Raw genomic sequence first — 24,859 nt, 5'->3', positions numbered from 1 at the left:
GGGGGCGGTGGAGGGGGTGGGTGCGGAGAGGGGCGTGACGGGTGATTTTCAGACCGCCAACGGCGCCTGGCCATGTGCCCACAGAGTCGGCGGTCCGAAAATCACCCAGCCCCCGGAGCGCCCACCCCCGGAACCGCCCCCGGACCAACCCACCCTCCCGAGAGCCCACCCCCCAACCAAAGCCCCGCGCAGCGGCCCCCGGCCCCCAGACGGCCCAGCCCAGTGGCCGCCCCGCCAGGCCCCTTGTGGACTGGTCCTCGAACACCGTCCAGGTCCGTGAACAGAGCGGGGATCGATATGCGTTGGAGAACCGCAGCCGTCGTGGCGGCCGCCACCGGAGCCGCTGCCGGGGCCGCCGTCCTGGTCGTCGGCCGTCGGGCTTCCGAGCGGATGGTCCGTCCGGGTGCGGGCCCAACCGCCGGCGGCCAGGGTTCGGGGCCGGTGCTGGTGCAGAGCCTGGCGGCGGGGCGGGTGACGTTCAGCCGGCGCCCGGAGAGCCTGCGGCCCGGCCGCTGGGCGGTGGAGTGGGCGGACGGCGGCCACGCGGTGGTGGAGGAGGTCCTGCACAGTGACGCGCAGGGCGTCACCCGGCGCCTGGTCCGGGCGGACCGGGGCACGCTGACGCCCGGTACCGAGGTCCGTTTCACTCCGCGCGTGTACCTGGGCGATCCGACCTCGGCGCTCGGTCTGGCCTTCACCGACACGGTGGCCGAGGGTGAGCTCGGCCCGCTGCCGGTCTGGCTGCTCGGCGGCAAGCGCGGCACCTGGGTGATCCTGGTCCACGGCCCGGAGGCGGACCGCGGGCAGACCCTCCCGGTGCTGCCGGCCCTGCACCGTCTGGGGCTGCCGGCGCTGGTGGTCACCTACCGCGGCGACGAGGGCGCCCCGGCCTCCCCGGACGGCTACAGCCACTTCGGCGAGACGGAGTGGCGGGACGTCGAGTCGGCGATGCGGTTGGCCCTGGACCACGGTGCGGGCCGGGTGGTCCTGTACGGCTGGTCGGTGGGCGCGACGACGGTGCTGCAGACGGCGGCGAGGTCGGCCTGGGCGCACGCGATCAGCGGGATCGTGCTGGACTCGCCGGTCCTGGACCTGCCTGCGGCCGCCCGCCGGGACGCCGCCCGGGCGGGTTTCACCGGGGTCTCCGCCGAGCTCGGCGCGCTGGCCGCGCAGGGCCGTACGGGCGTCGACCTGGCGGACTTCTCCCGCTTGGCGGAGGGCGCGGACCTGCGGGTCCCGACCCTGGTGCTGCACAGCCCGGACGACACGATCGCACCGATCGGCACGGTGGAGCGCCTGGCCGCGGCCCGCCACGACGTGGTCAACCTCCAGCGCTTCCCGGGCGCCGAGCACGCGGCCCTCTGGAACTCGGCGCCGGACCACTACACCGAGCTCCTCCGCCGCTGGCTGACCCCACTGCTCTGACCCCAGCTCCGCCCCGCCCTCAGGGGGCAAACCTTGCTCCCGAACCCCCCAGCAGATCCCTCCCCCTCCCCCTCCCCTCCCCTCACCCCCACCGCACCGGAAGTCGACCCCGCCGACTTCCGGTGCAGCACTGCCCCCCACCGGCACATGCCACCTGGCCGGATCACCCCCCTCCGCTTCCGCCGCACCCCGCCCCCTCCTCCCGCACAGAACCACCCCGGAGCCACCCCGGAACCACCCCGCCCGCGCGCCCGCAGAACCACCCACCGCCCCCACCCCCACACGCAGCGTGACCGCCCTACCGGCCAGGGTGACGCCCCACCACCCCCCTGGCATGACCCCGCCACACGTTTCCGGCCAGGCGGTTTGCCTCTGTTGCCCGATCTTGCGGAGGTGCCGCCCCCGGTCGAGCGGTCGTACGGGCAACCGGATGTGACAGAAGGCCGGTACAAGGGGAAGACTGCTCGACGTGACGTCTCGGAACCCGCGCGACCGTGATGCCCCGCTCCCGCCGACGATCGGTACCGGTGCGACGGTGACCCGTCTCCCCGGTACGGCCCAACGGCCCTCCGGCGGCAGGCCGGGCGGGGCCGCCGTACCCCGACGCCGTGGTCCCGCCCCGGCCCCCGGCCGGGGCCGGGTTCCGGTGCCGGAGGGCTTCCCCGCGCCGGCCGAGCTGGCCCCGCTGGCCCGTCGGATGCTGGTGGACGCCGTCCGGATCGCCCGCTGGGCCGGGGAGCTGGCGGAGGTCGACAAGCGCGGCGAGCTGCTCCCGGACGACGCCCGTGAGGCCGGCCGGGCGCTGGCCATGACGGTCGGCGCGGCGGCCAAGGCCTGGGGCCAGGCCCTGCTGGTGGGCCTGGTGGAGGCCCGGGACGGCGGAGCGGGCCCCGGCTGGCGCCTGCACGCCTGGGAGCACGACGACGAGGCCGTGGTGCGCGGCTGGTCCGGGCTGTTCGACGCCTGGACGCTGCTCGCCCCGGTGCCGCCCGCCGCGCTGCGCGGGGTGTTCGCCGTCCTGGCCGGCCAGGCCGTGGACCAGGCCCCGCAGTTGCTGTCCTTCCTGCACCTGGTGGACGGCCCGGTGGCCGAGAGCGAGCTGCTGGAGCTGCTGCGCCGCGGCCTGGACGAGCGCCGGGTCGGGGCCGGGCTGGGCAACCCGGGCCTGTCGCCGGTGCCGCACGCCGCCTCGGCGGTGTCCGCGGTCCGCGGCACCTGCCGGGCGCCGCAGATCGACACCCCGGCCGCGCCCTCCGACGTGGCCGCGGTGCTGGACTGGATGCTGGACGGCCTGACGGCGGTCGGCGCCGTGGTGCGCCGCGACGACGCCGCCGAGCTGTCCCCGCTGGGCCACTGGGCGGTGCGGGCGAAGCTGGAGGAGATCTGCACCGTCGCCCAGACCGCGGCCGGGCACATCGAGCAGAGCGCCTTCGAGCTGCTGAACGCCTGCGCGGACTACTCGCCGGGCCCGGCCCGGGCGGAGTTCCGCGCCTGGGTGGCGGCCCGCCCGGCGGATCGCGCGGTGGCCGAGCTGCTGGACGCGGCCCAGGGCGACGACGCGCTGGTGCGCGGCCTGGCCTTCGAGGCGCTGCGGGTGGCGGGCGGTCCGGCCGAGCAGGCGGTGCGGGCGGCGGTGGACGAGCCGGTGCTGCGCCCGTACGCGCTGCTCTGGCTGGCCGAGCGGTCCGACGAGGGGGTCGCCCCGGCGGACGTGCTGGGCGCCGAGGACGCGGCCTGGCTGTGGGTGGACACGGCGGCGGCGGTGCTGGACCACGGTGAGACGGAGCTGCTGGTGGGGCACGTCGAGGGCGCCTCGGCGGGTGACCCGGTGCGGCTGTTCGCCCGGGCCCGGCAGTCCGGGCACCCGCGGGCGGCCTCGGTGCTGACGGCGGTCTCCGGCGTGCACCCGGACCCGGGCGTGGCCCGGGCGGCCCGCCGCTCGGCGTTCAGCGTCCACACCGGCGGGGCGTGACCCTCCCAGCAAGGACCGAAGACCCCCCAGAAGCAACGCGAAGGGCCCGGAACCATCAGGTTCCGGGCCCTCCGTACGTCGCTACGTCACGCGGCGGTTCAGCCGAGCCGCGACTCCGCCCGCCGGGCGCGGACGTCACCGACCTTCTGCCCGACCTTGCGCCGGATGACCAGCAGCGGCGCCATCGCGGCGAGCGTGATCTGGGCGAAGGCGCCGATGTGCATCAGGGTGTCGCCACCGGGCAGCCCGGTCGCCCAGGCGGCCAGGCAGCCGATCGCCACGACGACCCAGCAGAGCGTGGCGGTGGCCAGCAGCCCCTGCGGCTTGGGGTACTCGATCCGGCTGACCATGAGGTACGCGGCGCCGAAGATGGCGAGCAGACCGGGCAGGAACGGCGGGTCGAGCAGCACGATGGCGATGACCGTCATCGCGCCCATCGGGCAGGGCATGCCCTGGAACACCCCGGGCCGCATCTTGACGGCCGAGAAGCGGGCCAGCCGCAGGACCACCGCGAGCAGCACGGTCAGCGCGATCAGCGCCGAGAGCTTGGTGTTGGAGCCCTGGGAGACCATGCCCCAGACGGCGACGAAGTAGGCCGGCGCGATGCCGAAGCTGATCAGGTCGGCCAGGTTGTCGAGTTCCGCTCCGAGGGCGGAGGAGCGGAGCTTCCGCGCCACCAGGCCGTCGAAGAGGTCGCACATCGAGCCGATCAGCAGCAGCGTCACCGCGGTGGCGGCGCTGTGCCGGTCCGGAGCGGCGTCCGGGTTGGTGATGTGCGGGACGAGGACCCCGGTGGTGATCGAGTAGATCGCCAGGAAGCCGCAGACGGCGTTCCCCAGGGTCAGGAAGTCGGCGGTGGACAGGTGCTGCGGGGAACGCGGGGCGCGCAGCTCACGGTCGCGCGCCCAGCGGCGACGGCGCAGGGCTGTCTCCTCGTCGTCCAGGCCGACGATTGTTTCAGGATCAGTCACGGTCAAGGCGCGTCACCCCGGCTGTGGTCTTCTGGCCGACCTCGACGCCGACCTCGACGCCGGCCGGCAGGTAGGTGTCGACCCGGGAGCCGAACCGGATCAGGCCGATCCGGTCGCCCTGCTCGACCTTGGTTCCGGCGGTCACGTACGGCACGATGCGACGGGCCACGGCCCCCGCGATCTGCACCATCTCGATGTCGCCGAGCTCGGTCTCGAAGTGCCAGACGACCCGCTCGTTCTGGTCGCTGTCCTTGTTGAAGGCCGGCACGAAGCCGCCCGCGACGTGCTCGACCGACGTCACCGTGCCCGGCAGGGGCGCCCGGTTGACGTGGACGTTGAGCGGGCTCATGAAGATCGCGACCCGGGTGCGGCCGTCCGGCCAGGCGTCGATGCTCTGGACCACGCCGTCGGCGGGGGAGATGACTCTGCCGGTGCCGATCTCACGCTCGGGGTCGCGGAAGAACCACAGCATGCCCGCGCCGAGCGCGCAGGCCGGTACCGCGGCCAGGGCCCACTTGCCGTTGCGCCGGGTGAGGGCGGTGGTCACGGCGGCCGTGGCGAGGGTGGGGACGAACCAGGGGGTGGCTCCGCGCGCGATGGTCACGCGGGGTCGCCGACCGGCCGTCGGGGCTGCGAGGGCATCGCGGTCCGTGACGGAGGTGTGAGGGGACGGGCTGATGGGCATCGAAGACCTTTGTCGCGGGGGATCATGGCCGCTGGACGGGGGCCACCGCGGGATCGGTAATAGAGGGACGGCTTGCTGTCCCGGTGGATGCTATCGGGAGCACACGGTGGGTGGGCAACCCGCCTGCTCGTTCATGTGTCCGGTGGGAGCGCGTGCGCGCGTCCCACCTCTACGACCGTAGCTCGCCCCGGTCCGGTTCCCAAGGGACCGGACACGGCTGGTGACTCTTGTCTCAGCAGGGGTGCGCTCGGAACCCGGTGGGGGACACGGGCCGCACCGGGTGGAAGAAGGTGTACGGAAGCGACCGCAGGGCGTGTCGCTGCAGCTGTACGCCCTGCGGCCGCTTTCCGGAGGCCGTGCCGGACCCAGGCGGACCAGGCCGGGCCGTGACGGGCACGGCGCTCTGCCGGGACGGGCCCGCACGCCCGTCGACCGGCGGTTTCGGAGCGGGCCGCCCGTCAATCCGGGCGGTCCCGCAATCACTCGGCGGTCCCCGCGCTCGGGCGGGGACCGGCCGTCACTCGGCGATCTTGTACTCCTCCAGGAGCCGGCGCCCGACGATCATCTTCTGGATCTCCGCAGTTCCTTCACCGATGAGCAGCATCGGGGCCTCGCGGTAGAGGCGCTCGATCTCGTACTCCTTGGAGAAGCCGTAGCCGCCGTGGATCCGGAAGGCGTCCTCGACGACCTCCTTGCAGTACTCGGAGGCCAGGTACTTGGCCATGCCGGCTTCCAGGTCGTTGCGCTCGCCGCTGTCCTTCTTGCGGGCGGCCATGACCATCATCTGGTGGGCGGCCTCGACCTTGGTGGCCATCTCGGCGAGCTTGAACTGGATCGCCTGGTGCTCGGCGATCTTCTTGCCGAAGGTGGAGCGCTGCTGGGCGTAGGAGATGCCGAGCTCGAAGGCGCGGCGGGCGACGCCGCAGCCGCGGGCGGCGACGTTGACGCGGCCGACCTCGACGCCGTCCATCATCTGGTAGAAGCCGCGGCCCGGGACGCCGCCGAGGATCCGGTCGGCCGGGATCCGCACGTCCTGGAGCACCAGCTCGGTGGTGTCGACGCCCTTGTAGCCCATCTTCTCGATCTTCCCGGGCACGGTGAGGCCGGGGACGGTCGGGTTCGGGCCGAAACCGGCCGTCTTCTCGATCAGGAAGGTGGTCATGTTCTTGTACGGGGAGCTGCCGCCCTCGTCGGTCTTGCAGAGGACCGCGACCAGGGTGGAGGTGCCGCCGTTGGTGAGCCACATCTTCTGGCCGTTGAGGACGTAGAACTCGCCGTCCTTGACGCCCTTGGTGGAGATGGCCGAAACGTCGGAGCCGAGTCCGGGCTCGGACATCGAGAAGGCGCCGCGGATTTCGCCGGCGGCCATCTTCGGCAGGAAGTAGTCCTTCTGCTCCTGGGTGCCGTGGGCGTTGATCATGTGCGCCACGATGAAGTGGGTGTTGACGATGCCGGAGACCGACATCCAGCCGCGGGCGATCTCCTCGACCACCAGGGCGTAGGTGAGCAGGGACTCGCCGAGGCCGCCGTACTCCTCGGGGATCGTGAGGCCGAACAGCCCGAGCTGCTTCATGCCCTCGACGATCGCGGTCGGGTACTCGTCCTTGTGCTCCAGCTCGGTCGCGACCGGAATGATCTCCTTGTCGACGAAATCCCGCACGGTGGCGAGGATGTCCCGCTGGATCTCGGTGAGGCCGTCGGTCTGTGCGAGGCGTCCCATCGTGCGGCTCCGGAATGTCTGAAAAAGGGCGGGGGGGGGATTTTCCGGGGGCCCTGCCGGCGTGGCTGCGGCAGCAGGGCCCCCGACCGGGTGGGGGTCGGCCGATGACGGCGGCCTACCCGTCCGGGGTCTTTAGGGAGGGGAGAGGCTAGGAAAGGGGCTCGGGGCGGCCGGGCTGCTCGCCGCCGCGCGCCTTGGTGTACGTCTCGGTCGGCACCATCACCTTGCGGCGGAAGATGCAGACGACCGTGCCGTCCTGCTTGTACCCCTTGGTCTCGACGTACACGATGCCCCGGTCGTCCTTGGACTTGGACGGCCACTTGTCGAGCACGGTCGTCTCGCCGTAGATGGTGTCGCCGTGGAAGGTCGGCGCGATGTGGCGCAGCGACTCGATCTCCAGGTTGGCGATCGCCTTGCCGGAGACGTCCGGGACGGACATGCCCAGCAGCAGCGAGTAGATGTAGTTGCCCACCACGACGTTCTTCCCGAAGTCCGTCGTCTTCTCCGCATAGTTGGTGTCCATGTGGAGGGGGTGGTGGTTCATGGTGAGCAGGCAGAAGAGGTGGTCGTCGTACTCGGTGACCGTCTTGCCGGGCCAGTGCTTGTAGACCGCGCCGACCTCGAACTCCTCGTAGGTGCGTCCGAACTGCATCTGGATCACGCCTGCGCCTTCTTGTTGTCGGATTCGGGCAGTTCGAACTTGGTGGTGCGCTGCATGCCGGCGGCCCGGCCCTTGCCGGCGATGACCAGGGCCATCTTGCGGCTGGCCTCGTCGATCATCTCGTCGCCGAGCATCGCGGAGCCCTTGGCGCCGCCGGCCTCGGAGGTGCAGTAGTCGTACGCGTCGAGGATCAGCTCGGCGTGGTCGTAGTCCTCCTGGGAGGGGGAGTAGACCTCGTTGGCGATGGCGACCTGGTCCGGGTGCAGCACCCACTTGCCGTCGAAGCCGAGGGCGGCGGAGCGGCCGGCGACCTCGCGGTAGCCGTCGGCGTTGCGGATCTGGAGGTACGGGCCGTCGATCGCCTGGAGGTCGTTGGCGCGGGCGGCCATCAGGATGCGCATCAGGATGTAGTGGTAGGCGTCGGCGTGGTAGCCGGGCGGCTGCTCGCCGACCACCAGGGACTTCATGTTGATGGAGGCCATGAAGTCGGCGGGGCCGAAGATGATGGTCTCCAGCCGGGGCGAGGCCTCGGCGATGGCGTCGACGTTGATCAGGCCCTTGGCGTTCTCGATCTGCGCCTCGATGCCGATCTTGCCGACCTCGAAGCCCATGGTCTTCTCGATCTGGGTGAGCAGCAGGTCGAGCGCCCTGACCTGCTCGGCGTCCTGGACCTTGGGCAGCATGATGCAGTCGAGGTTGGGGCCGGCGCCCTCGACGACGGTGATCACGTCGCGGTAGGTCCAGTGGGTGGTCCAGTCGTTGACGCGCACGACGCGGGTCTTGTTGCCCCAGTCGCCGTTGTTCAGCGCGTCGACGATGTTGTGGCGGGCGCTCTCTTTGACCAGCGGGGCACAGGCGTCCTCGAGGTCGAGGAAGACCTGGTCGGCCGGGAGGCCCTGGGCCTTCTCCAGGAAGCGCGGGTTGCTGCCCGGTACGGCGAGGCAGGAGCGGCGCGGGCGCAGGCGGTTGACAGTGGTCATGAGGGTGGTTCGGTTCCTTCCCAGTGGTCAGCTGGTCAGCTGGTCAGTTCGTGGCCGCGGTCGGTGCGGACGTCCACGGCTGGAGCCGGTTGGCCAGCCGGATCTCGTCCACGATCCGGCCGATGATGGTGGTGATGCCGAAGTCCTTCGGGGTGAACACGGCGGCGACGCCGGCGGCCTTGAGGGCCTCGCCGTCCGCTGCCGGGATGATGCCACCCACGATCACCGGGACATCCTCCACCCCGGCGCGGCGCAGCCGCTTGAGGACGTCGGGCACCAGCTCGGTGTGCGCGCCGGAGAGGATGGACAGGCCCACGCAGTGCACGTCCTCCGCCACGGCGGCGGAGACGATCTGCTCCGGGGTGAGCCGGATGCCCTGGTAGACCACCTCGAACCCGGCGTCGCGGGCCCGGACGGCGATCTGTTCGGCGCCGTTGGAGTGGCCGTCCAGGCCGGGCTTGCCGACCAGCAGGCGCAGCTTTCCGGCGCCCAGCTCCTCGGCGGTGGCGGCGACGGCGGCGCGGACCTGCTCCAGCTCCCCGCCCGGCTCGGCGGCGACCGCGACGGGCGCGCCGCCCACGCCGGTGGGGGCGCGGTACTCGCCGAACACCTCGCGCAGGGCGAAGGACCACTCGCCGGTGGTGACCCCGGCCCGGGCGCAGGCGAGGGTGGCCGGCATCAGGTTGGCCTCGGTGGCGGCGACGGTCTTGAGCTCGGCCAGCGCCTCCTGGGCGGCGGCCTCGTCGCGGGCGCCGCGCCAGGCCTCCAGGGCGGCGAGCACGGACTGCTCGGAGGCCGGGTCGACGACCATGATCGCGGTGTCGAGGTCGGCGGTGAGCGGGCTGGGCTCGGTGGTGTCGAAGCAGTTGACCCCGATGATCTTGTCCTCGCCGGACTCGATCCGGGCCCGGCGGGCGGCGTGCGAGGCGACCAGGTTGGACTTGAGGTAGCCGGACTCGACGGCCGGGATCACCCCGCCCATCTCCAGCACCTTGGCGATCTCCGCCTCGGCGCCGGCCAGCAGCGCCGCGGTCTTGGTCTCGATCACCTCGGAGCCGTTGAAGATGTCCCCGTACTCCAGCAGGTCCGACTCGTAGGCCAGCACCTGCTGGATCCGCAGCGACCACTGCTGGTCCCAGGGCCTGGGCAGCCCCAACGCCTCGTTCCAGGCCGGGAGTTGGACGGCGCGGGCGCGGGCGTCCTTGGACAGGGTGACGGCCAGCATCTCCAGCACGATCCGCTGGACGTTGTTCTCCGGCTGGGCCTCGGTCAGCCCGAGCGAGTTGACCTGGACGCCGTAGCGGAACCGGCGCTGCTTGGGGTCGGTGACCCCGTAGCGCTCCAGCGTGACCTTCTCCCAGAGCTGGGCGAAGGCGCGCATCTTGCACATCTCCTCGATGAAGCGCACGCCGGCGTTGACGAAGAAGGAGATCCGGGCGACCACGTCGCCCATCCGCTCGGCGGGCACCTGCCCGGAGTCGCGGACGGCGTCGAGCACCGAGATGGCGGTGCACATCGCGTACGCGATCTCCTGGACGGGCGTGGCCCCCGCCTCCTGGAGGTGGTAGCTGCAGATGTTGATCGGGTTCCACTTGGGGATGTTGCCGACCGTGTAGGCGATCATGTCGGTGATCAGGCGCACCGACGGGCCGGGCGGGAAGACGTGCGTCCCGCGCGACAGGTACTCCTTGACGATGTCGTTCTGGGTGGTGCCGGTGAGCTTGGCGATGTCGGCGCCCTGCTCCTCGGCGACCACCTGGTAGAGCGCCAGCAGCCACATCGCGGTGGCGTTGATCGTCATGGAGGTGTTGGTCTGTTCGAGCGGGATGCCGTCGAACAGGGTGCGCATGTCGCCGACGTGGCCGACCGGGACGCCGACCCGGCCCACCTCGCCGCGGGCGAGGATGTGGTCGGAGTCGTAGCCGGTCTGGGTCGGCAGGTCGAAGGCGACGGACAGGCCGGTCTGGCCCTTCGCCAGGTTCCGCCGGTAGAGCGCGTTGGAGTCGCTCGCGGTGGAGTGGCCGGCGTAGGTGCGCATCAGCCAGGGGCGGTCGCGCTTCTGGGGCTCGGTCATCGGAGGTTCCTCAGACGTTCCGGAAGCGGTTGATCGCGGGCAGGTGCTTCTCGCGCAGCTCGGCGTCGCGCACGCCCAGGCCCTCCTCGGGGGCCAGGCAGAGCACGCCGACCTTGCCCTGGTGCTTGTTGTGGTGGACGTCGAGGGCGGCCTGGCCGGTCTCCTCCAGCGAGTACACCTTGGAGAGGGTCGGGTGGATCTTGCCCTTGGCGACCAGGCGGTTGGCCTCGTAGGCCTCGCGGTAGTTGGCGAAGTGCGAGCCGACGATCCGCTTGAGCGACATCCACAGGTAGCGGTTGTCGTACTGGTGCATGTAGCCGGAGGTGGAGGCGCAGGTGACGATGGTGCCGCCCTTGCGGGTGACGTACACCGAGGCGCCGAAGGTCTCCCGGCCCGGGTGCTCGAAGACGATGTCGACGTCCTCGCCGCCGGTGAACTCGCGGATCTTGGAGCCCAGGCGCTTCCACTCGCGCGGGTCCTGGTTGTGCTCGTCCTTCCAGAACCGGTAGCCCTCGGCCGAGCGGTCGATGATCGCCTCGGCGCCCATGGCGCGGCAGATGTCGGCCTTGGACTCGCTGGAGACCACGCAGATCGGGGTGGCGCCGCCGGCCAGCGCGTACTGGGTAGCGTACGAGCCGAGGCCGCCGCTGGCGCCCCAGATCAGCACGTTGTCGCCCTGCTTCATGCCGGCGCCGTTCTGCGACACCAGCTGGCGGTAGGCGGTGGAGTTGACCAGGCCGGGGGAGGCGGCCTCCTCCCAGGAGAGGTGCTTCGGCTTGGGCAGCAGCTGGTTGGTCTTCACCAGGGCGAGCTGGGCCAGGCCGCCGAAGTTGGTCTCGAAGCCCCAGATGCGCTGCTCCGGGTCCATCATCGTGTCGTTGTGGCCGTCCGGGGACTCCAGCTCGACCGAGAGGCAGTGGGCGACGACCTCGTCGCCGGGCTTCCAGGCGTTGACCCCGGCGCCGGTGCGCAGCACCACGCCCGCGAGGTCGGAGCCGAGCACGTGGTACGGCAGGTCGTGGCGCTTGGTGAGCGGCGACAGCCGGCCGTAGCGCTCCAGGAAGCCGAAGGTGGAGACCGGCTCGAAGATCGAGCTCCACACGGTGTTGTAGTTCACCGAGCTGGCCATGACCGCGACCAGGGCCTCGCCGGGGCCGAGCTCCGGGAGGGCGACCTCGTCGAGGTGGAGGGACTTTCGGGGGTCCTTGTCGCGGCTGTCGAGGCCCGCGAACATCTGCTCCTCGTCCTTGTGGAGCGTGACCGCCCGGTAGGACTCGGGGAGCTTGATCGCCGCGAAGTCGGCCGACGTGGCGTCGGAGCTGAGGATCGCGTCGAGGATTTCCTGCATGGCTGCCTCCGAAGGCGTACCTGTGTGAGGGTCACAGGGCGTCTGGGGGAGCCGGGAGCGGACACCGGCTTCGTTGAGGTGGGTGGTTGGCGGTCAGGCGGTCGCCCGGTGCTGGTCCGGGCGGGTCCGCACTGCTGGTCTGGCTCTGTTCCCGGGGTGGGGGAACGCCGGACGACGGCGCGCCGAGGTGGGGAGCCGCGGCGCCGCGACTGGTGAGTAACAAGGTAGTGGCACCCTGTGCCACTCGTAAAGACACCGGGTGTCAGGAATTCCGACGCTCTGGAAGGGTGCGGGACGCGCGTGGTGCGGGTACGCCGAGGGCCCGCACCGATCCATCGGTACGGGCCCTCGCTACGCCTCTGACCTGCAGTAACAGCCGCCTCAGTGGTCCCGGGCGCCACTCAGCGCGGCCCGGATGCTGTCCACCACGACGTCCAGCGGAGCGTCCGTGCGGGCGACTGTGATGAGCACCTCACCTCCGGGGCTGGCACTCAGTGCGCTCTCCGCCACCCCGTCCTCGGGCATCCCACTGGCACCGGGTGCCACCAGCGAGCCCCGGCGTCTGGCACCCGGGGCGCTGGCCGCCCAGAAGGTCCGCCGGATCACCTCGAAGGAGTGGTCCAGCTGCGCCTCGACGTCGCCCCGGCCGCCGGCCCGCAGCCAGCGCCGCAGCACGTGGTTGTGCGCCGCGACCACCGCCGCCGCCGACACCTCGGCCAGCATCGAGTCGTCCTCGCCGCCGCGCTGCCAGCCCGACGGAATGGACTCCCCGGTGTCGAAACGGCCCAGCAGGTAGCGGGTGAACAGCCGCTCGTACCGGGCCACCACGGCGATCTCGCGCTCGCGCAGCGCCGGGACCTGACGGATCAGCTGGTACCGCGCGACCGACACCCCCGGGGTGGAGGCGTACATCCGCAGCACCTCCTTGATGCCGCGGCACACCACGTCCAGCGGGTGCTCCTCCGGCTCGGCGCTGGCCAGCAGGTCGGCCACCCGGACCAGGGTGTCGTCGTGGTCGGGGAAGATCGCCTCCTCCTTCGACCGGAAGTACCGGAAGAAGGTGCGCCGGGCGACCCCGGCGGCCGCGGCGATCTGGTCGACCGTGGTCTCCTCGTAGCCCTGCGAGGCGAACAGCTCCATCGCGGCCGCGGCCAGGTCCTGGCGCATCTGCTGGCGCTGCGCCGCCGCCCGGCGGCTGCCCGGCCCGGCCTCCGTCCCGGTGCCCCCGGACGGGCCGGCCGTCCGGTCGGCGCCGCGCGGTCCGGCGGTGTGCTGCGGGGTGGCTGACTGAACCCGATCCATGTCCGGAACGCTACACGGCCCGGGTGGCGGGGCCGCGGCCCTTCCCCGGCGCACCGGCGTGACCGGGCCGGTCACGGCCGGTCTGGGCCAGCGCGCGGACACCGCCCCCGGGGTCCAGGCGGGGCGGGCGGCCGCCCCGGAGCCGTACGGCGCGGTGCCGTTGCCGTAGGCCGCGCCGTTGCCCGGCGGGGCGGCGCCGGGGCCGTACGGGGTCGCCCCCGCGTCGGGCAGCCGGTCGCCGCCGGCCCGTGACGCGGTCACCGGCGTGCGTGGTCGCGGAAGCCGCGGCCGGTCTTGCGGCCCAGGCAGCCGGCCGCGACCAGGTGCTCCAGCAGCGGCGCCGCGGCCAGGCCCGGCTCGCGGAACTCCTGGTGCAGCACCTGCTCGATGGTCAGCGAGACGTCCAGGCCGACCACGTCCAGCAGCTCGAACGGGCCCATCGGGTAGCCGCAGCCCAGCTTCATCGCGGTGTCGATGTCGTCCACCGTCGCGTAGTGCTCCTGGAGCATCCGCACCGCGTCGTTCAGGTACGGGAACAGCAGGGCGTTGACGATGAAACCGGCCCGGTCGCCGCACTCCACCGGGTGCTTGCGCACCTTCGCGGTCAGCTCCAGCACCGTCGCCGTGACGTCCGGGGCGGTCAGCACGGTGGAGACCACCTCGACCAGCTTCATGGCCGGCGCCGGGTTGAAGAAGTGCATGCCGATCACGTCCTGCGGCCGCGAGGTGGCGGTCGCGCAGCTGATCACCGGCAGCGAGGAGGTGGTGGTGGCGAGCACCGCGCCCGGACGGACGATCTTGTCCAGGGTGGCGAACAGCTCCCGCTTGACCGCCAGGTCCTCGGCGACCGCCTCGACCACCAGGTCCACCTCGGCCAGTTCGGTGTACTGGCCGACCGGGGTGACCAGCGCCAGCGCGGCGTCCCGCTGCTCCGGGCTCAGCCGCCCCTTGGCGACCGAGCGCTCCAGCGACTTCGCCAGCTGCGCCTTGGCCCGCTCGGCCTTCTCCTGGCTGCGGGCGGCCAGCAGCACCGGGTGCCCGGCCTTGGCGAACACCTCGGCGATGCCGGTGGCCATCGTGCCCGAGCCGCAGACGCCGACGGTGCGCACCTCACGGCCCGCCACCTTCGGCCGCGCCGGGCCGGTCGCCGCGTCCACGGCCCTGGAGGAGCCCGGCGCCTCGTAGGTGTAGAAGCCGCGCCCGGACTTGCGGCCCAGCAGCCCGGCCGAGACCAGCTGGCCGAGGATCGGCGCGGGCGCGTGCAGCCGGTCCCGGGACTGCTCGTACATCGCCTCCAGCACGGTGCGGGCGGTGTCCACGCCGATCAGGTCGAGCAGCGCCAGCGGGCCCATCGGCAGGCCGCAGCCGAGCCGCATCGCGGCGTCGATGTCCTCCCGGGAGGCGTACTTGGACTCGTACATCGCGGCGGCCTGGTTCAGGTAGGCGAACAGCAGGCCGTTCACCACGAAGCCGGCCCGGTCGCCGGCCGCCACCGGCTCCTTGCCGAGGTCCCGGGCGAAGGCGGCGGCGTCCTCGGCGGTCTGCGGGGAGGTCAGCACGGTGCGGACCACCTCGACCAGCTTCATGGTGTGCACCGGGTTGAAGAAGTGCAGGCCCAGCACCCGCTCCGGGCGGGCGGTCGCGGCGGCGATCCGGGTCACCGACAGGGCGGTGGTACCGGTGGCCAGCACCGTGCCCTCCGGGCAGATCCGGTCCAGCTCGGCGAAGACCTCCCGCTTCAGCTCCAGCTGCTCGGGGACCTCCTCGATCACCAGGTCCGCCTCGGCGGCCGCGGCCAGCGCGTGCCCGACCGAGATCCGGGCCAGCAGCGCGGTGCGCTCCCCGGCGGTGATCCGCTCCCGGTCGACCGCGTGCGCGGTCGCCTCCTCGATCCGGGCCAGCGCCCGGGCGGCCGAGTCCTCGGAGGCCTCGATGCCGATCACCCGGCGGCCGCTCCTGGCGACCGCCACCGCGACGCCGGCACCCATCGTGCCGAGGCCGACGACGGCCACGGTGGGGAAGGGACGCTCCATCTGTCCTGACTCCTAGTCATGAAGGGCCCGCGCGCGCTCCGGCGGGCGGGCCGCCGCACCCGTCGACGAGGACGGGGGCGGCCGCCCGCCGGAGGAGGGTCCGCGCACGGGGGCTTGGGGAGATGACGGGGGTTCCGGCAGGCCCGGGCAGCGGCCGGTCCGCTCCGGCCGAACTGCGGGGTGTGCCGTGGTGCTCAGGCGCTCGAAGGTGAAGGAAGCGGCGCTGATACGAGGAGAGACCCGGCCCGCCGCGGTTCGCGGCACCGGCCGGTGAAAGCGCACCGCACGGGCGCCGCAGACACGGCGACCGCGACCTCCCGTCGGTGCGGCTCCCGAAGCCCGACGGTGGTGCGTCCGGCCACTGTAGCGAAGCTACTCACGAGTAGGAAGAGGGCGTCGGCGGAAAACCGCCCGGACCGCGGACGAACCGGCGGACTCCTTCGCCGAGCGGGGTGGGGGCCGGCCCGGAGCAGTGGCGGATCGGACCCGAACGACCCTTCCTCGAACGGGTGAACAGACGGACGGGCGTCCGCCCGTTCCACTCGATAGGGGAGTTACCGGCCCCCGCTCCGCGGGGCAGCATGGCGGCATGAGCACCGTCACCACCGCCCAGGCCGCCGACCCCGTCGGGCCGCTCGGCCCCGGCGCCCTCGCGGCCGCCGTCGCGCTGCCCCCGCGGGCCGAACGCGCCGAGCAGGCCGAGCGCGCCGTCGACCGGCTGCGCACCGCCGCCGTCGAGGCGGTCGCCGTGACGTGGGTGGACAACGCGGGCATCGCCCGGGTCAAGGGCGTGCCGCTCGACGGCCTGGCGCACGCGGCCCAGTGGGGCGTCGGCGCGGCGCCCTGCTTCGACGTGTTCCTCGCCGACGACACCATCACCACCAGCCCGCTGATCGGCGGCCCCACCGGCGACTTGAGGCTCTACCCCGACCTCGACCGGATCGTCCCGCTGGCCGCCCAGCCCGGCTGGGCCTGGGCCCCCGCGGACCGCCACACCCAGGCCGGCACCCCGCACCCCGGCTGCCAGCGCCTGTTCGCCCGCCGGGCGGAGGCCGCGGCCGCCACCCGCGGGCTGAGCCTCAGGGCGGGCATCGAGGTCGAGTGGGTGGTCGCCCTGGCGGGGGCTCCGCAGGAGCCGCCGCAGTACCCCACCCACGGCCCCGCGTACGGCATGCACCGGCTCACCGACCTCTCCGACTACCTCCGGGACGTCCTGCGCGCCCTCCGCGCCCAGGGGCTGGGCGTGCTGCAGATCCACCCCGAGTACTCCCCGGGCCAGTTCGAGGTCTCGGTCGCCCCCGAGGGCCCGGTCGGCGCCGCCGACACCTCCGTCCTGGTCCGGCACACCGTCCGAGCCGTCTCCGCCCGGCACGGCCTGCGGGCGTCCTTCGCCCCCGTGGTCGAGCCCGACGGGGTCGGCAACGGCGGCCACCTCCACCTCAGCCTCTGGCGGGACGGCCGCAACCTCGGGCACGGCGGCTCCGGCCCGCACGGCCTGACGGCCGAGGCCGAGGGCTTCCTCGCCGGGGTGCTCCAGGCGCTGCCCGAACTCCTGGTGCTGGGCTGCTCCAGCCCCGCCGGGTACCTGCGGCTGGTGCCCCAGCACTGGGCCGGGGCGTACCAGTGCTGGGGCCTGGAGAACCGGGAGGCCGCGCTGCGCCTGGTCACCGGCTCCACCGGGGAGCGTGCCGACGCCGCGAACGCCGAGGTCAAGTGTTTCGACGGGAGCGCCAACCCGTACCTCGCGGTCGGTGGCGTGATCGCCGCCGGCCTCGCCGGCCTGGACCAACGCCTGGCCCTGCCACCGGAGTTCACCGGGGATCCGGCCGCCGCCGAGCCGGGCACGGTGCCCCGGCTGCCGCAGGGCCCGGCCGAGGCGCTCGCCGCGTACGAGCGCTCGGCGGTGCTGCGCGAGGCGCTCGGTGAACCGCTGCACCAGGCGGTGGCGGCGGTGCGCCGGGCCGAGGCCGAGCAGTACGCGGCCGTCGGCGCACCGGAGTTGATCGCGGCGACGCGCTGGCGGTACTGAGAAGTGGCCCGGCTGGAGGTCGGGGCACTGGTCGACCACCACTGCCACAGCGTGGTGGCGGCCGAGCTGGCCGACGACGCCCTGGCCGGACTGCTCACCGAGTCCGACCGCCCGCCCGCGCCCGGCTGCTCGCCCTTCGACAGCGCGATCGGCCTCGCCGTCCGGCGGTGGTGCCCGCCCGTACTCGGCCTGCCCGCGCACGCCCCGGCCGCGGACTACCTGGCCCGGCGGCGCGAGCTGGGCGCGGCCGAGGCCACCCGCCGGCTGCTCGCGGCCGCCGGGCTGGACACCTGCCTGGTGGACACCGGGCTGACCGCCGCCGCGGGCCGTGACCTGCTGCCGCTGCCCGAACTCGCCCGGGCCACCGGGGCGGTGGTGCGCGAGGTGGTCCGGCTGGAGCCGGTGGCCGAGCGGGTGCCGGGCGGCGCGGCGGACTGGCCGCGGGCCGTCGGCGAGGCCCTGGCGGAGGCCGCCGCCGGAGCCGTCGCGGTCAAGTCGGTGGTCGCCTACCGGCACGGCCTGGCCGTCCCCGCCGAACGGCCCGCCCGCCGGGCCGTGGTGGCCGCCGCCGGGGCCCGGCTGCGCGCCGGGGGCGGGCGGCTGACCGATCCGGTGCTGCTGCACCACCTGCTCTGGACGGCCGTGGACGTCTGCGCCGAGCTGCGCCTGCCCCTCCAACTCCACACCGGCTTCGGCGACCCCGACCTCACCCTGCACCACGCCGACCCGTCCCTGCTGACCGACTTCGTCCGCGCCGCCGAGCCCAGCGGCGTCCCGCTGGTGCTGCTGCACGGCTATCCCTACCATCGGCAGGCCGGCTGGCTGGCCCAGGCCTTTCCGACGGTGTACGCCGATCTGGGGCTGACGGCCTCCTACACCGGGCCGCGGGTGGCGGCGGTGCTCGGCGAGATGTCGGAACTGGTGCCGTTCGGAAAACTGCTGTTCTCCACCGACGCCTACGGACTTCCCGAACTGTTCTTGGTGGGCGCCGCACAGTTCCGGCACGGACTGGGCATGCTGCTCGCCGACTGGCAGGCGGACGGCGCCTGTTCGGCCGCGGACGCGCAGCGGGTGGCCCGACTGGTCGCGGCCGACAACGCGCGCCGCCTGTACGCGCTGGGCTGAGCGCCCGGGTGTATTTCCGCGCACATGCCAAATCGGCCCAGTCGTCGACGAACCATCACTTTTTAACAATCTTCAACCCTGTTCCGCCTGTTGACCGGTGGAGCGCGAACCTCCGTTGTTGGGCTAGATGTGACGATTAGATGACTACCTCTTGCGCTTATCAGCGAATATTCATTAACGTCCCGGTCATCCCAGCGCACCTGCCACACCGCAGCTGCCGGATGACGACTCGGGAGGGCCAACCCCAATGAGAGTTCCTCGGATCAGCCGGACCCGTTACGCGGCAGTGGGCCTGGTGCTCGCGACCGCCGGAGCCCTGGCGCTCCCGGCCGGCACCGCCGTCGCGGCGCCCACCGACGACTCGACGACCGGTCCGCTGCTCAGCTACGTCGTCAACACCAAGGCCAACCACGGCCAGGTGCAGAAGGTGGAGAAGGCCGTCACGGCCCTCGGCGGCACCGTGGTCCAGTCGTACGAGCAGGTCGGCGTCATCGTCGCCCGCTCCAACGACACCAAGTTCGCGGAGAAGCTGCGCCTGGCCAAGGGCGTCGACTCGGTCGGCGCCAGCCGCACCAAGGGCATCCTCGCCGCCGACCAGACCAAGGCCGAGGTCGCCGCCGAGCCGACCGGTGCCGCCGCCGCCGCGGACGGCCAGGAGCCGTACGAGCCCAACCAGTGGGACATGCGCCAGATCGGCGTCGACAAGGCGCACAAGATCTCGCTGGGCAGCCGCAACGTCACCGTCGGCGTGCTGGACTCCGGCATCGACGCCACCCACGAGGACCTGGCCGCCAACGTGGACGCCTCGCAGTCGGTCTCCTGCATCGACGGCAGGACGAACACCGACTGGAAGGCCTGGCAGCCGACCACCAGCGACCACGGCACCCACGTCGCCGGCACGATCGCCGCCGCCAAGAACGGCAAGGGCGTCGTCGGCATCGCCCCGAACGTCAAGCTGGCCGCGGTCAAGGTCGTCGACGACGGTGGCTTCATCTACCCGGAGAACGCGGTCTGCGGCTTCGTCTGGGCCGGCGAGCACGGCTTCAAGGTGACGAACAACAGCTACTACGTCGACCCGTGGATGTTCAACTGCCCGAACGACAAGGACCAGGCCGCGATCTCGGACGCCGTCCGCAAGGCCGTCGCCTTCTCGCAGCGCAAGGGTGTCCTGAACGTCGCCGCCGCCGGTAACGAGAACATCGACCTGGCGCACAAGACCACCGACGTCTCCAGCCCGGACGACACCAAGCCCGGCACCCGCCCGGTCACCAACGACTGCCTGTCGCTGCCGACCGAGCTGCCCGGCGTGATCGCGGTCTCCGCGGTCGGCGTCAACGGCGACAAGTCGTACTACTCCAGCTACGGCAAGGGCGTCGTCACCGTCGCCGCGCCGGGTGGTGACGCCCGCTACCAGATCCCGAACACCCCGGACAAGAACGGTCGCATCCTGTCGACCATCCCGGGCAACAAGTACGGGTACATGCAGGGCACCTCGATGGCCACCCCGCACGTCACCGGCGTGGTCGCGCTGCTCGCCAGCACCTTCCCGTGGGCCAGCCCGGACGAGCTCACCGAGCTGCTGACCAACCAGGCCGAGTCCCACGCCTGCCCGACCGGGGTCTACAACCCGGGCAACACCGGCCAGTGGAAGGCCACCTGCGAGGGCGGCGTGGACGACAACGGCTTCTACGGCGCGGGCATCATCAACGCCGAGAAGGCGGTCCAGTGGTGGCGCTGACGCGCTGACCACCGAGCGCTGAACACCGAACGCTGAGCTGGGGAGCGGGGCCACGGGCCCCGCTCCCCAGCGGCGTTCCAGCCCCGGGCCGCGACCGGGCCGCGGCGGGCCAGGCGGTCCGTCCGAGCTACTCCCCGGCCTCGACGTGGTGCTCCCAGACCGTCTCCACCGAGGGCTTGCCGTGCAGGTCCGGCACCTCCTGCAGCCAGGCCGGCCGGCCGGCCCGGGTGCGGGCCGCGCGGCGCAGCTCCGCCTCGCGCAGCTGCGCGGGCGTGGCGAAGCCCTCCGGCAGCCACTCCGCGGAGAGCACCGCCCGGGCGGCCAGGTGGGTGACGTACGCGTGCCGGACGGCGTCCACCGAGTCGAAGCCGGGCTCGCCGGCCAGCCACTCGTCCGGGACCAGCGCCACCACCTGCTCCAGCAGTTCGACGGTGACCAGCGGCCCGAGGTCCTCGTCGGCCAGCCGGACGTCCGGGGCGCAGGCGCCCAGCGCGTGGGCGCTGAGGTCGTACCGCTTGCCGACGGACGCCTCGGCGTTGGCCCAGCGGTGGTGGAAGATCAGCGCGGCGCCGTTGTCGATCAGCCAGAGCCGCCGGTGCCAGACCACCAGGTTGGGGTTGTGCACGGTGCGGTCGACGTTGCCGGTGAGCGCGTCCAGCCAGACCACCCGCCCCGCCTCGGCGGAGTCCACCGGGATCATCCCGGGCCGGTAGTCGGCGGCTCCGGGCAGCAGGTCCATCCCGAGGTTGAGCCCGGCGCTGGCCTTGAGCATGTCCTGGATCTCGGTGTCCGGTTCGTCGGCGGCCACCGCCGGATCGAAGTCCACCAGCCGCAGTTCCGGCACCCGCAGTCCGAGCCGCCGGGCCAGCTCACCGACGATCACCTCGGCCACCAGCGCCTTGCGGCCCTGGGCGGCACCGGTGAACTTGACCACGTACGTTCCCAGGTCGTCGGTCTCCACGACGCCCGGCACCGAGCCTCCGGCCCGTAGGGGGTCCACGTAGCGCAGCGCAGTCACCAGATCGAGCACACCCGCCACCCTATCCCGCCGCGCCACGTGATTGGCTTGCCGCTGAGACCGGTACGCAGAGCGGTACCCACCACACGAGGAGAGCAAGGCATGGGACAGGTCCAGGCCACCACCGAGCGGGTCTACGACGCCGCGCCCGAGCGGGTGTACGAGGCGCTGGCCGACTACCAGGTGACCCGCCCGAAGCTGCTGCCCGCGCAGTACAGCGAGTACGAGGTCCGGGTCGGCGGGACCGGCGCCGGCACCCAGGTGCACTGGAAGCTCCAGGCCACCGAGAAGCGGGTGCGCGACTGCCTGTTCACCGTCTCGGCGCCGCAGCCGGACCAGCTGGTGGAGAAGGACGCCAACTCCAGCATGGTGATCACCTGGACCGTCGCGGCCGCCGGCGAGGGCCGCACCAAGGTCACCGTCACCGCCACCTGGCAGGGTGCCACCGGCATCGGCGGCTTCTTCGAGCGCACCTTCGCCCCCAAGGGCCTGAACCGGATCCACGACCAGGTGCTGGCCAACCTGGCCGCCGAGGTGCGCTGACCCCGGGATCCCGCCCGATCCGGGGGAATCGCCCGGAGTTTCGAGCGGTTCGTCCGCCCGTACGATCCGCAAGCCGTACGGGTGGACGGCCCACCACCTGCGGGTGACGCGGGCCGCTCCGCGCGGGGGAGCCACCCTAGGCTCGCCGCCGTGCATATGACGATCCTTCACATTTCGCAGCCAGTGGACGGCGGAGTCGCCCGCGTCGTCGTCGATCTGGTCCGGGGGCAGCGCGAGGCCGGGCACCGGGTGCTGGTCGCCTGCCCGCGCGGCGGGCGGCTGGCCGAGGAGGCCGCCGCGGTCGGCGCGCTGGTCCAGGACTGGCCCGCGGACCGCTCGCCCGGCCCGGCCACCGCCGCCGAGGCCTGGCGGTTGCGCCGGATCGTCCGGGCCGCCGGACCGGACGTGGTCCACCTGCACAGCGCCAAGGCCGGGCTGGCCGGCCGGCTGGCCGTGCGCGGCGCGGTGCCGACCGTCTTCCAGCCGCACGCCTGGTCCTTCGCCGCCGTGGACGGCGCGATGGCCGCCGCGACCCTGCGCTGGGAGCGCTTCGCGAGCCGTTGGGCGCACCGGCTGCTGTGCGTCAGCGTCCAGGAGCGGGCCGACGGCGTGGCCGCGGGGGTGCACGCCGACTGGGCGGTGGTGCCCAACGGCGTGGACGTCCGCCACTACGCGCCCGCCGACCGCCGGGCCGCCCGGATCGCGCTCGGGCTGGACCTGGACGCCCCGCTCGCGGTCTGCGTCGGGCGGCTGTGCCGGCAGAAGGGCCAGGACGTCCTGCTGGCCGCCTGGCCGGAGGTGCTGCGCCGGGTGCCGCAGGCCCGACTGGCGCTGGTCGGCGGCGGGCCGGAGGAGCAGCGGCTGGCGGAGGCGGTCCGGGAGTCGGCCGAGCCGTGCCGGGTCCGGCTGGTCGGGGACGTGCCGGATCCGCGCCCGTGGCTGGCGGCGGCCGACCTGGTGGTGCTGCCCTCGCGCTGGGAGGGGATGGCGCTGGCGCCGCTGGAGGCGATGGCGGCGGCCAGGCCGGTGCTGCTGACGGATGTGCCGGGGGCCCGGGAGTGCCTGCCGCCGGCGGAGCGCGCGCAGTCGGTGCTGCCGCCCGAGGACCCGGACGCGCTCGCCACCCGGATGGCCGAAGCGCTGTCCGACCCGATCGAGTGCGAGCGACGCGGTGCCCGACTGCGCGAGCACGTCGCGGCCCGCCATGACGTCCGCACGGTGGTCGAACAGGTGGACGTTCTGTACCGCCATCTGCTGGGGGCCGGACCGGCGGCCGGACGGCGCAGGACCCGTGTCCCAGAGCGGATCTGATCGTTTCACATGCCGTGAATCCCCGCCGTTTCCGGCGCCGGAGCATTCGCACCCTCAACCGGAAATGGACGAGGCGTTTAATCCGAAATAACTATTAATGGGCGGCTGGAATGAAACGGCAAGTCAACTTCCGGCGCACATGGCTACGTTCGGTATTGTCGGATTTTGCCTGCTTCGTTTCGATTTCACCCCGGGAGGTCCTGTCCGGGTCCTTCGCAGCCGCGTCCGTGGTGACCAGTCCTTCCGCGAACGGCCCCCTCGCCGGAGAACCGAAAACCGCCAGCGATAGCAGGTGCTGTCAGGACCGCGCCCACCGGGCCGGGACGGCCGCCCCGCGCCCATCGGTGCCGGGGCACCGCCACCCCGGGTACACAGCAGGGGAGTTCGTGCGCTGATGACCATTGACCACGACAGTGCGCCGCGATCCGGCGGGCCCCTGGCCGGACCGCGGTGGCCCGGCACCGGGCTGCTCGACCGGCCGACCGGTGCGGCGTACACCCGGGCGGTGCCGTCGCCCCGCCGGCACCGCCGGGCCGGCCGCTCCCGGCTCGCCCTGCCGCTCGCACTGGTCCAGGTCGACGTGATCGCGCTCTGCTCGGGCACCGGCATCGCCAACCGGGCGATCGACCCGACCGCCCCGCTCGCCCCGCTGCTCGGCGTCGCCGCCGTCCTGCCCCTGCTCCTGCTGCTCAACCTGGCCGGCGGCCTCTACCGCACCCGGCTCACCCTGTCGGTCCTGGACGAACTCCCCGCCCTGACCGTCCGCGCCGTGGTCGCCACCGCCTTCGCCGTCACCCTGGCCGGCTGCCTGGAAGGGCGCTGGCCCGACTGCGGCCCGGCCACCCCGGCCCGGCTCACCGTCCTGCTCGGCGCCCAGCTGCTGATCGCGGCCCTCGGCCGCGCCGTCCTCTACCACCTGGTCCGGCGGATCCGCTGCGGCCGCCCGGCCCCCGTCCTGGTGCTCGGCGCCGGCCGGCTCGGCCGCAAGGTCGCCGCCGCGCTGCGCGAGCACGGTGAGTACGGCATGCGCCCGGTCGGCTTCCTGGACGCCGACCCGCCGCTGCTGGCCGACGACACCGAGCTGCCCGTGCTCGGCGGCCGCGAGGTGCTGGAGCGCGAGGTCCGGCGGCACCGGATCCACCACGTGATCGCCACCGCCGGCGCCGCCGACGAGGCCGAGACCGCCGCCGCCCTGCGCGACGCCGTCCGGCTCGGCTGCCAGGTCTGGCTGGTGCCCGCGCTGCGCGAGCACGGCTCGCTGCCCACCGCCCCGATCGCCGGTGGCGACCACCTGTGGGGCTTCCCCTGCCTGCGCCTCGGCGGCCCGGCCATGCGCCGCCCCGGCTGGGCCGCCAAGCGCGCCCTGGACGTCACCGTCGCCGGGCTCGGCCTGCTGCTGCTCGCCCCCGTCCTGGCCCTGTGCGCCCTCGCCGTCCGCTTCGACACCGGCCCCGGCGTGCTCTTCCGCCAGCAGCGCACCGGCCTGGACGGCCGGGTCTTCACCGTCCTCAAGTTCCGCACCCTGCGCCCCAGCAACGAGCACGAGTCGGCGACCCGCTGGAACATCTCCCAGGACCACCGGATGGGCGCCGTCGGCCGTCTGCTGCGCAAGAGCTCGCTGGACGAGCTGCCGCAGCTCTGGAACATCCTGCGCGGCGACATGAGCCTGGTCGGCCCGCGCCCCGAACGCCCGTACTTCGTCATGCGGTTCAGCCAGGCCTACCCCGAGTACGCCGACCGGCACCGCGTCCCGGTCGGCCTCACCGGCCTCGCCCAGGTCAACGGCCTGCGCGGGGACACCTCGATCGAGGAGCGGGCCCGCTTCGACAACCGCTACATCGAGAGCTGGAGCCTCTGGCAGGACGTCAAGATCCTGTGCCGCACCGCGGCCCTGATGCTCCACCCGGACGGGAGCTGACCCCGC

18 protein-coding genes are annotated in these 24,859 nt (G+C 73.0%); 8 read left to right on the top strand and 10 right to left on the bottom strand.

From position 1 onward, the window contains the following. Window positions 1-297 precede the first annotated feature (297 nt). Together ACIQWA_RS37420 and ACIQWA_RS37415 are read left to right on the top strand one after the other, a co-directional pair. Window positions 298-1,425 (top strand): alpha/beta hydrolase family protein, encoded by a 1,128-nt coding sequence (locus tag ACIQWA_RS37420; RefSeq protein ID WP_402490709.1) that lies wholly within the window; start codon window positions 298-300, stop codon window positions 1,423-1,425. A gap of 646 nt (window positions 1,426-2,071) precedes the next feature. After that, window positions 2,072-3,397: a hypothetical protein gene (locus ACIQWA_RS37415; protein ID WP_360241058.1), complete on the top strand. Its 1,326-nt coding sequence runs from the start codon at window positions 2,072-2,074 to the stop codon at window positions 3,395-3,397. Between the two features lie 98 nt (window positions 3,398-3,495). Here ACIQWA_RS37415 and ACIQWA_RS37410 read toward each other — a convergent pair whose 3' ends face one another. From ACIQWA_RS37410 to ACIQWA_RS37370, 9 genes are all read right to left on the bottom strand, one after another. Next, window positions 3,496-4,374, bottom strand: coding sequence for a CDP-alcohol phosphatidyltransferase family protein (locus tag ACIQWA_RS37410; RefSeq protein ID WP_402490705.1), 879 nt, complete (start codon window positions 4,372-4,374; stop codon window positions 3,496-3,498). Beyond that, window positions 4,361-5,053 (bottom strand): phosphatidylserine decarboxylase, encoded by a 693-nt coding sequence (locus ACIQWA_RS37405; RefSeq protein ID WP_402490702.1) that lies wholly within the window; start codon window positions 5,051-5,053, stop codon window positions 4,361-4,363. Before ACIQWA_RS37405 ends, ACIQWA_RS37410 begins: the two co-directional genes overlap by 14 nt. Before the next feature lie 517 nt (window positions 5,054-5,570). Then, window positions 5,571-6,773, bottom strand: coding sequence for an acyl-CoA dehydrogenase family protein (locus tag ACIQWA_RS37400; protein ID WP_402490699.1), 1,203 nt, complete (start codon window positions 6,771-6,773; stop codon window positions 5,571-5,573). A gap of 148 nt (window positions 6,774-6,921) precedes the next feature. Further along, the gene (locus ACIQWA_RS37395) at window positions 6,922-7,425 is read right to left on the bottom strand and encodes a MaoC family dehydratase (protein WP_402490722.1); all 504 of its coding nucleotides are present in this window, start codon (window positions 7,423-7,425) and stop codon (window positions 6,922-6,924) included. A 5-nt stretch (window positions 7,426-7,430) separates the two neighbouring features. Next, the gene (locus ACIQWA_RS37390; protein ID WP_402490697.1) at window positions 7,431-8,414 is read right to left on the bottom strand and encodes an HpcH/HpaI aldolase/citrate lyase family protein; all 984 of its coding nucleotides are present in this window, start codon (window positions 8,412-8,414) and stop codon (window positions 7,431-7,433) included. Window positions 8,415-8,457: 43 nt separating this feature from the next. Next, the gene (locus ACIQWA_RS37385) at window positions 8,458-10,488 is read right to left on the bottom strand and encodes a protein meaA (RefSeq protein WP_360241070.1); all 2,031 of its coding nucleotides are present in this window, start codon (window positions 10,486-10,488) and stop codon (window positions 8,458-8,460) included. 10 nt (window positions 10,489-10,498) lie between these two features. Further along, a complete protein-coding gene (gene ccrA, locus ACIQWA_RS37380) occupies window positions 10,499-11,836 on the bottom strand; it encodes a crotonyl-CoA carboxylase/reductase (RefSeq protein ID WP_360241073.1) in 1,338 nt (445 codons plus the stop codon). Between the two features lie 381 nt (window positions 11,837-12,217). Continuing rightward, a complete protein-coding gene (locus ACIQWA_RS37375) occupies window positions 12,218-13,138 on the bottom strand; it encodes a TetR family transcriptional regulator (RefSeq protein WP_402490692.1) in 921 nt (306 codons plus the stop codon). Between the two features lie 257 nt (window positions 13,139-13,395). Beyond that, window positions 13,396-15,171, bottom strand: a complete 1,776-nt coding sequence (locus ACIQWA_RS37370; RefSeq protein ID WP_402490689.1) for a 3-hydroxyacyl-CoA dehydrogenase family protein — start codon at window positions 15,169-15,171, stop codon at window positions 13,396-13,398. Window positions 15,172-15,760: 589 nt separating this feature from the next. Here ACIQWA_RS37370 and ACIQWA_RS37365 point away from each other — a divergent pair. The 3 genes from ACIQWA_RS37365 to ACIQWA_RS37355 all read left to right on the top strand — a co-directional run bounded on the left by ACIQWA_RS37365 (window position 15,761) and on the right by ACIQWA_RS37355 (window position 20,063). Beyond that, on the top strand, window positions 15,761-17,200 hold the full coding sequence (locus tag ACIQWA_RS37365) for a glutamine synthetase (protein ID WP_402490686.1): 1,440 nt from the start codon (window positions 15,761-15,763) through the stop codon (window positions 17,198-17,200). Window positions 17,201-17,203: 3 nt separating this feature from the next. Further along, window positions 17,204-18,325, top strand: a complete 1,122-nt coding sequence (locus ACIQWA_RS37360) for an amidohydrolase family protein (RefSeq protein WP_402490683.1) — start codon at window positions 17,204-17,206, stop codon at window positions 18,323-18,325. Window positions 18,326-18,572: 247 nt separating this feature from the next. Further along, window positions 18,573-20,063 (top strand): S8 family peptidase, encoded by a 1,491-nt coding sequence (locus ACIQWA_RS37355; RefSeq protein WP_402490681.1) that lies wholly within the window; start codon window positions 18,573-18,575, stop codon window positions 20,061-20,063. A gap of 127 nt (window positions 20,064-20,190) precedes the next feature. Here ACIQWA_RS37355 and ACIQWA_RS37350 read toward each other — a convergent pair whose 3' ends face one another. Then, on the bottom strand, window positions 20,191-21,093 hold the full coding sequence (locus ACIQWA_RS37350) for a HipA family kinase (RefSeq protein WP_360241091.1): 903 nt from the start codon (window positions 21,091-21,093) through the stop codon (window positions 20,191-20,193). Window positions 21,094-21,183: 90 nt separating this feature from the next. Here ACIQWA_RS37350 and ACIQWA_RS37345 point away from each other — a divergent pair, with 90 nt between their 5' ends. From ACIQWA_RS37345 to ACIQWA_RS37335, 3 genes are all read left to right on the top strand, one after another. Next, window positions 21,184-21,624 carry an SRPBCC family protein gene (locus tag ACIQWA_RS37345; RefSeq protein ID WP_360241094.1) on the top strand — a complete coding sequence of 147 codons (441 nt, stop codon included), beginning with the start codon at window positions 21,184-21,186 and terminating at the stop codon, window positions 21,622-21,624. Window positions 21,625-21,780: 156 nt separating this feature from the next. After that, window positions 21,781-22,935, top strand: coding sequence for a glycosyltransferase (locus ACIQWA_RS37340; RefSeq protein ID WP_402490676.1), 1,155 nt, complete (start codon window positions 21,781-21,783; stop codon window positions 22,933-22,935). Window positions 22,936-23,329: 394 nt separating this feature from the next. Then, window positions 23,330-24,853 (top strand): sugar transferase, encoded by a 1,524-nt coding sequence (locus ACIQWA_RS37335; RefSeq protein WP_402490673.1) that lies wholly within the window; start codon window positions 23,330-23,332, stop codon window positions 24,851-24,853. Window positions 24,854-24,859: the final 6 nt, after the last annotated feature.

The sequence above is a fragment of the Kitasatospora sp. NPDC098652 genome (genome assembly GCF_044760155.1).
Classification (GTDB): Bacteria; Actinomycetota; Actinomycetes; order Streptomycetales; family Streptomycetaceae; genus Kitasatospora.
Note: the sequence above shows the minus strand (reverse complement) of the source record. Positions and strands in the feature narration are given on the sequence as shown.

Bases quoted from the DNA above. Each gene is read 5' to 3' on its own strand.
- ACIQWA_RS37340 (WP_402490676.1), top strand. From the start codon at position 21,781: ATGACGATCCTTCACATTTCGCAGCCAGTGGACGGCGGAGTCGCCCGC.
- ACIQWA_RS37335 (WP_402490673.1), top strand. From the start codon at position 23,330: ATGACCATTGACCACGACAGTGCGCCGCGATCCGGCGGGCCCCTGGCC.
- ACIQWA_RS37365 (WP_402490686.1), top strand. From the start codon at position 15,761: ATGAGCACCGTCACCACCGCCCAGGCCGCCGACCCCGTCGGGCCGCTC.
- ccrA (WP_360241073.1), bottom strand. From the start codon at position 11,836: ATGCAGGAAATCCTCGACGCGATCCTCAGCTCCGACGCCACGTCGGCC.
- ACIQWA_RS37385 (WP_360241070.1), bottom strand. From the start codon at position 10,488: ATGACCGAGCCCCAGAAGCGCGACCGCCCCTGGCTGATGCGCACCTAC.
- ACIQWA_RS37345 (WP_360241094.1), top strand. From the start codon at position 21,184: ATGGGACAGGTCCAGGCCACCACCGAGCGGGTCTACGACGCCGCGCCC.
- ACIQWA_RS37420 (WP_402490709.1), top strand. From the start codon at position 298: ATGCGTTGGAGAACCGCAGCCGTCGTGGCGGCCGCCACCGGAGCCGCT.
- ACIQWA_RS37400 (WP_402490699.1), bottom strand. From the start codon at position 6,773: ATGGGACGCCTCGCACAGACCGACGGCCTCACCGAGATCCAGCGGGAC.
- ACIQWA_RS37355 (WP_402490681.1), top strand. From the start codon at position 18,573: ATGAGAGTTCCTCGGATCAGCCGGACCCGTTACGCGGCAGTGGGCCTG.
- ACIQWA_RS37405 (WP_402490702.1), bottom strand. From the start codon at position 5,053: ATGCCCATCAGCCCGTCCCCTCACACCTCCGTCACGGACCGCGATGCC.
- ACIQWA_RS37390 (WP_402490697.1), bottom strand. From the start codon at position 8,414: ATGACCACTGTCAACCGCCTGCGCCCGCGCCGCTCCTGCCTCGCCGTA.
- ACIQWA_RS37395 (WP_402490722.1), bottom strand. From the start codon at position 7,425: ATGCAGTTCGGACGCACCTACGAGGAGTTCGAGGTCGGCGCGGTCTAC.
- ACIQWA_RS37375 (WP_402490692.1), bottom strand. From the start codon at position 13,138: ATGGATCGGGTTCAGTCAGCCACCCCGCAGCACACCGCCGGACCGCGC.
- ACIQWA_RS37370 (WP_402490689.1), bottom strand. From the start codon at position 15,171: ATGGAGCGTCCCTTCCCCACCGTGGCCGTCGTCGGCCTCGGCACGATG.